The 6428-nt window shown below is 68.1% G+C and carries 6 protein-coding genes; 1 reads left to right on the top strand and 5 read right to left on the bottom strand.

Going from position 1 to position 6428, the window contains the following annotated elements; all coding sequences use genetic code 11:
- Positions 1–768 (bottom strand): Rv1733c family protein (locus Q8814_RS23565; RefSeq protein WP_330154396.1); only part of this gene is annotated, 768 nt, incomplete at its 3' end.
- Positions 769–1167: 399 nt separating this feature from the next.
- Between Q8814_RS23565 and Q8814_RS23560 the strand changes: the two genes are divergently transcribed.
- Entirely contained in the window at positions 1168–1368 is a 201-nt protein-coding gene (locus Q8814_RS23560; protein WP_330154395.1) for a hypothetical protein, read from the top strand.
- A 40-nt stretch (positions 1369–1408) separates the two neighbouring features.
- On the opposite strand, the gene Q8814_RS23555 is transcribed toward Q8814_RS23560, so the two are convergent.
- The 4 genes from Q8814_RS23555 to Q8814_RS23540 form a co-directional block, all read right to left on the bottom strand.
- Complete coding sequence (locus Q8814_RS23555; protein WP_330154394.1) at positions 1409–3040, bottom strand: ABC transporter permease; 1632 nt, start codon at positions 3038–3040, stop codon at positions 1409–1411.
- On the bottom strand, positions 3037–3972 hold the full coding sequence (locus Q8814_RS23550) for an ABC transporter ATP-binding protein (RefSeq protein ID WP_330154393.1): 936 nt from the start codon (positions 3970–3972) through the stop codon (positions 3037–3039). Before Q8814_RS23550 ends, Q8814_RS23555 begins: the two co-directional genes overlap by 4 nt.
- A gap of 18 nt (positions 3973–3990) precedes the next feature.
- Entirely contained in the window at positions 3991–5058 is a 1068-nt protein-coding gene (locus Q8814_RS23545; RefSeq protein WP_330154392.1) for a potassium channel family protein, read from the bottom strand.
- 163 nt (positions 5059–5221) lie between these two features.
- Positions 5222–6428 (bottom strand): heavy metal translocating P-type ATPase (locus tag Q8814_RS23540; RefSeq protein ID WP_330154391.1); only part of this gene is annotated, 1207 nt, incomplete at its 5' end.

Here is a 6428-nt window from a genome sequence, read left to right as displayed (position 1 = left end):
GCCAGACTGTGGCTCGGGCGCCAGTTTCGCATCGAACGGGACGGTGCGGTAGTCGCTGATGCCGAGGGCGGCGCGTACCGTCGGATACGCGTCGTACTCGGCATTGATTCCTCCTGCGGCACAGAGCAACACCGCTGTCGCCGACGCGAGGAGGCCGACTGCGACGAGTGGCCGCGGCCGGTCGCGGTGCCGGTCGAATCGATCCCACTCGTATTCCCATTGCCTCATTCGGTGGGCCCAGTTCCACCGGCGCACCAATACCCGGGCCGCAGCCGCGGCCGCGGATCCGAACATCCACGCCGTCACTCCGATACTGATCGCGTCGGCCAGTACATGCCGATCCGTCGCAGGAGGGGGAACGACCCGCCCGTTCTTGTCTACCCAGATGGTCGTGGTGTCTCCTGGCTCGGCGCCCCGTGCGACCGTCAAGTCGCCGGTATGGGGGATGGCGTCGACAACCCACTGGGCGGAGGCGTGAGCACGGTGGGCGGTCGTGTCGTCGGTTTCGGCGCCCCACGCGGGTTGGGCGGGCGCGAGCAGGACCGCCGTCACCTCGCGGTCGCTGAGACGAGTGGTCTCCGCTGCAGCTTTCTCGTCAGCGTAGGCAGCGGTGCCGCAGGCGGCGGCGATCGGCACCAGGAGCAGGACGACTGTCGCCGTGATGAGCATGGCAACGGCATCGATCCGGGGGCATCCCCGAATCAAAGGATTGCGGTGCCACGGCGCCATCCGTGCGTACCGCGCCATGAAGGGCCACTTTGCACACATCACCGCTCCTGCAGTTGCACCACCAGGAATCGAACCCCGCTTCCGCTGTCGCAGATCCTGTTGTGGCACAGGGAAAACTTCGTCTCGTCTCCATCGATGATGATCCTGCAGCTACGGACCTACAACCCTGTGGTCATCGTCGTATCGCGGAACGGTTGTGGCGATGGATGACGGTCCACACACGACTATCCTTGTAGCAAGTGGCACCACGGAATTGGGTGACGCCGTATCGAAACCGTCCCAACCTTCGGCGCTGTCCGAGTCTGGCCCAGACCGGGGGTCATACATTTCCCTGTGCGGGGAACTGTGTCCAGATATTTGGAGCCTCGCCGCCGGGCCCTCCATCGCCTCCGCCACGAGGGTTTTCATCCATCCATATTTCGACGGAAGCACCCCACGGTGTTCCGCACCAACGCCCAGACGTCCGGCAAAACCCGGGAACGCGGCGCCGTACTGTTCCTGCCTGCGGGTGTCATAGGCGCCGGTCTGTTCTCCGGGACGGTCGTTCTCATGGCCGGTGCCTCGTTGGTCACGGGGCTGTTCACGGCTCTACTGATGACCGCAACAGTCGGGACGGCAGCGGTGCTTCTCGGGCCATGAGTTCCCGCCGACTTCTCCGCTTCTGCGTTCGGCTGTGCCGTCACCGCAGGTCGCGGCGGCGGAAGCCGAGCGCTCCGGCCACGATGAGCGCCACTGCGATGAGTGTTTCCCACATCACGGGTGCGGGGGTGAATGCTGCGCCGGGCAGTTTCGGGAGGTGCCCGAAGGGTTCCAGATCGAGCACCCAGGGTGGGAGATCGGCGAGCGAACCGACGGTGAAGATCAACAGGAACGCCACGTAGATCGCCCACGCCGCGGGCGTGATTCGCGGTAGCCACCCGAAGAGCGCCATGGTGACGCCGACACAGATCCAGATCGCAGGCAGTTGCACCAGGGCGCCGCCGACCGTCGCAGGGAGTGTGCCGGCGACGTCACCGACGGCCGCACCGTACGTCACTGCGACCGCGAGACCGGCAATGACGAGGGCCACTGCCGGGCCGAGCGCCGCGAACAGTAGGTGGCTCGATGCCCAGCGGATGCGGCCGACCTGCCCGGCGATCACCGGTTCGGCACGGTGGGCGGTTTCCTCGTAGTGGAGCCGCAGGGTTGCGGAGATCGCGTACGCAGAAGCCGCGATGCCCAGCATGGTGAGTGCGAGAGCGACGAAGGCGTCTTCGATGGTGGTGGTTCCGCCGAGTCGGGCCAGGACGTTGCCGATCGTCTGGCTGTCGCCGAGTTGGTTGCCGAGTCCGTGTGCGGCGCTGCCGAACAGCAGGCCGTAGAGAAGCAGAGCGATGCTCCAGGCGAGCAGCGTGCCGCGGTGCATGCGCCAGGCCAGGCCCACAGGGCCGGCGAGAGTCGGACCGGCGGTCTTCTCGCCAGGGCGTTCAGCGATGAGTCCGCCGCCGAGGTCGCGCCGACGCAGCAGCATGTACGCGGTGGCGATCGTTGCCGCCGTGGCGGCCACGTGCAGAAGCAGGACCCACCAGCGTTCGTCGGCGAACGGGCGCAGCTGTAGAGACCAGCCTTGCGGGGACAACCACGACAGTGGTCCGGAACCGGCGTCACCGACGGCGCGCAGCGCGAAGAACACCCCCACGGTGCCGAGGGCGATCCCGCGGGCCGGGCGGGCCGAGGTGGTCAACTGCGCGGCGACGGCAGCGACGCCGGTATAGACCAGACCGCTTGCGGCGAGCGCGCTTCCGAAGCCGACCGAGCCAGCCGGGGGCAGGTTGTACAGGTACAGCACGAGCCCGAACGATGCTCCCGTGACGACCGATGCGCCCGCGGTGAGGGCGAGTGCGGCCGTCAACCCGGCGTAACGGCCGATCGAGGTGGACGCGATCAGTTCGGCGCGTCCGGCTTCTTCCTCGGCGCGGGTGTGCCGGACGACGGTCAGGATCACCGCGACTGCGATCACGGTATGGAGCGCACCGGCTTTCCAGATCGCCACCGCGCCGAGACTGGCGTTGAATATCGGCCCGTACATCGCGATCTGGGCTGGGCTGGCTGCGGTCGCTGCGGCGAACTTCGCCAGATCGGCGGTGGTGGGGTAGACCGCTTCGATGCTGCCCGCATACGTCATCGGCATCAGCACGCCGAGGATCAGGACCCACAGCGGCAGCACAATCCGGTCGCGGCGCAGGCACAGCCGCAGAAGTTGCCGTGTGCCGGCGAAGTCGGCGCCCATGCGACCGGTGTCGTGGGGGTAGGGCGCGGAGATCGTGATCATGCCCGCTCCTCGGCCTTGGGGGCGGTCCGGTCCTCCGGTGCGGTGTCCACCCGATAGTGTCGGAGAAACAACTCCTCCAGCGTGGGTGGTGTGCTGATCAGGCTGCGGACGCCGGTGTCGCCGAGCAGGCGGATCAGTCGGCCGAGGTCGTCGTTGTCGACCTGGCAATGCAACGTGCTGCCGTCGAGCGTGACATCCGTGACGCCGGGGATCAGGTGCAGATCGCCGGGGTCACCGAGTAGTTCGGCGGTGATGGAGGTGCGGCTCAGGTGCCGCATCTCATCGACGGCGCCGGTGTCGACGGTCCTGCCGTCGCGGATGATGGTGACCTTCTGGCAGAGCGCCTCCACCTCGGAGAGGATGTGGCTCGAGAGCAGGATGGTGGCGCCGCGGTCCACCGATTCCCGGGCGCAGTCACGGAAGACCTGTTCCATCAATGGGTCCAGGCCGGAGGTGGGTTCGTCGAGCAGCAGAATCCGGGCATGCGACGACAGCGCCGAGATCAGGGCGACCTTCTGCCGGTTGCCTTTGGAATAGCTGCGCGTCTTCTTGCGGGGATCGAGCGCGAATCGTGCGATCAGTTCGTCGCGGCGGTGTTCGTCGAGTCCGCTCCGCAGTCGTGCCAGCAGATCGATCGTTTCCCCGCCGGTCAGGGACGGCCACAGCGTGACATCGCCGGGCACATACGCGACATCGCGGTGCATCGTGACCGCATCGGACCAGGGGTCGCGTCCGAGCATTCGTACCCGGCCGGAGGTAGCCCGCAGGATTCCCAGCAGGACCCGCAGAGTGGTGGACTTTCCGGATCCGTTGGGTCCGAGGAAGCCGTGGATCTCTCCGGCGTCGACCGTGAGGTCGAGTCCGTCCAGGGCGTGAACGTGACCGAAGTGCTTGTGCAGATCGCGCACTTCGATGACGTGTTGCGGGTCCATGTCCGCTCCGTTCGCAGGTCAATCGGGTATGCGTCGCAGGTAGAGCAGTCGGTCACCCGGGGCGAGGATCTCGGCGTCGCCCGCGCCCACCCGCAGCAGCCGCCCGCCCCGTTCGACACCGAGCACCAGATCCGACAGATATCGCGGTGAAGCACCGATCTCGTCGGGTTCGATCTCGCGTTCGGTGACCGCGAAACCGGTCTCCGGGGTGAGCAGGTCCTCGATCATCTCCACCACCGACGGGGCCGACATCGCCACCCCCAGCAGCCGACCGGCGGTGGCGGCGGAGACGACCACGGTGTCGGCGCCCGACTGACGCAGCACATCGGTGTTCTCCGCTTCACGCACCGCGGCCACGATCTTCGCGCCGGGCGCGAGCTCACGAGCAGTGAGCGTGGCCAAGACCGCCGTGTCATCACGCCCGGTGGCAACCACCACCGCGGACGCGTGCGAGGTGCCGGCCAAGCGCAGAACCTGGGACTTGGTGGCCGAGCCGTGCACGGTGACCAGACCCTGGCGGGTGGCGAACTCGAGGGCGGCCGGGTCGGTGTCGACTACCACGATCTCGGACGGATCGGTGCCCTCACCGAACATCGCATCCACCGCAGCGCGACCCTTGATGCCGTACCCGACCACCACGACATGGTTGCGTGCTCGTCGGCGCCACCGCTGGATTTGGAACGCCTGCCGCGAGGTTTCGGTGAGCGCCGCCAACGTGGTGCCGACCAGCACGATGAGGAAGAACACCCGCAACGGGGTGATCACCAAGATGTTGATCATCCGAGCCTGTGGCGTCAGCGGGGTGATATCGCCGTAGCCGGTGGTCGAGAGCGACACCGTCGCGTAGTAGATGCAGTCCAGTAGCGAGAGTGGAGTGTCCTGCACGTCCCGGTAGCCGCCGCGGCCGAGGTAGACCACGACCACCGCGATCGCCAACGCGGTCAGTGCGTACCCGATCCGGCGGGCGATCGCCCGCCCTGGGCTGGGCTGTTCCTGGGGCACCCGCACGACCCCGACCAGCGCGAAGTCCGGTTGGTCGGTGAGGGCGTCCGAGCCGGTGAACCGGGTGCGCCACCTACCGGGCATTGCCCGTGGCCCCCTCACCGGGTCCGGTGATACTGACCATGAGAGTGCAGCGTACGCGCACGTAGCGTGCCCTTCAGGTCAGTTCGGCGAAGGATGCGGTTCTTCGCAAGGTGTCGGCGTCCCAGAATTGTGAGCGCATTCCCGCCAGAGTCGAGGCTCTCGCTCACATCCGCTGCTGTGGCGCCTCCGGGGACAAGTCTCCCTCCGGTGCGAGGGTGAAGTAGTTTTCCTCCTCCTGCACAAAGTGCAGCCTCAGCAGCGCGTACAACCCGTAGAGTCCGGCGAGCAGGTCGTCGCACTGGTCGGCGCGCAGGCCGCCTGCGGCATCGGCCTGCTCGAGATGCGTGCGCAGGCGGCGGCTGAGCCGATCGATCTCGGCGTGCATGCGGCTCATCGTCGCGGTCGCCTCCCGGCTGCCCAGCGGTGCCGCCAGGGCGGGGTACAACTCGCTGTCCTCGGCCCGTTCGTGGGGGAGAAGCGTGTCGAACAGGAAGGTATCGACGCGGCGCAGTGCCGTATGGGCGGCGACGAGGTCTCCGGTGGCGAGCAGTTGGGCGGCCTCGCGCAGGATCGAGAGCTCGTCGCGCAGCACGTCGTGTTCGGCGGAGAACCTGAGCAGCATCGTCTCGGTCTCGTCGGACAGGTCCAGTTCGCGGGCGCGGTCACCGCGCAGGGCACGCAGGGCGTTGACGATGACTGCGACGTCGATGCCTTCCTGGAGCAGGGCGCCCATCGCCGGAGGCAGGTACCCGAACGCGGCGAACCCCATAGCGACCAGCGACAAGCCCATGCCGACGGTGGCGCTCTGCACGGCGATGCGCCGGGAGCGGCGCGCGATCTCCATCGCGTCGGCAAGCCGGTCGAGACGGTCAGTGGTCAGCACGATGTCCGCGGCCTCGGAACTCGCCGTCGACCCGCGGGCGCCCATCGCGACGCCTACTGTCGCGGCGGCCAGCGCGGGCGCGTCGTTGACGCCGTCGCCAACCATCACCGTCACCGCCGACTCACGCTCGGTGCGGACGCCGTTCACCTTGTCGGCCGGGGTCTGCTCGGCGTACACCTCGTCGAGGCCGAGGACGGACCCGATCTCCTCGGCCGGTTCGTGCCGGTCGCCGGTGAGCATGACCAGACGGTTCAGCCCGGCCGAGCGGAGCCGCCGCAAGGTGCGGGCGGCGTCGCGGCGCAACGGATCCACGAGCAGCAGGGCGCCCGCGAGGTCGCCGTCGACGGTGACCCACGCGACGACGGCACCGTCGAGGGCGGCCCGGCTGAGCACTGCCCGGACCCAGCCCGGTGCGTCGGCGGGCAACGTGAGGCTGCCGACAGTGACGCGCCGGCCGTCGACGGTGGCGGCCGCGCCGGTGCCGGCC

The sequence above is a fragment of the Rhodococcus chondri genome (genome assembly GCF_036327435.1).
GTDB lineage: Bacteria > Actinomycetota > Actinomycetes > Mycobacteriales > Mycobacteriaceae > Rhodococcus > Rhodococcus chondri.
This window is presented reverse-complemented; position numbering and strand designations above follow the sequence as displayed.

Excerpts from the sequence above, each read along its gene's own strand:
- Q8814_RS23555 (WP_330154394.1), bottom strand. The coding sequence starts at position 3,040 with ATGATCACGATCTCCGCGCCCTACCCCCACGACACCGGTCGCATGGGC.
- Q8814_RS23550 (WP_330154393.1), bottom strand. The coding sequence starts at position 3,972 with ATGGACCCGCAACACGTCATCGAAGTGCGCGATCTGCACAAGCACTTC.
- Q8814_RS23545 (WP_330154392.1), bottom strand. The coding sequence starts at position 5,058 with ATGCCCGGTAGGTGGCGCACCCGGTTCACCGGCTCGGACGCCCTCACC.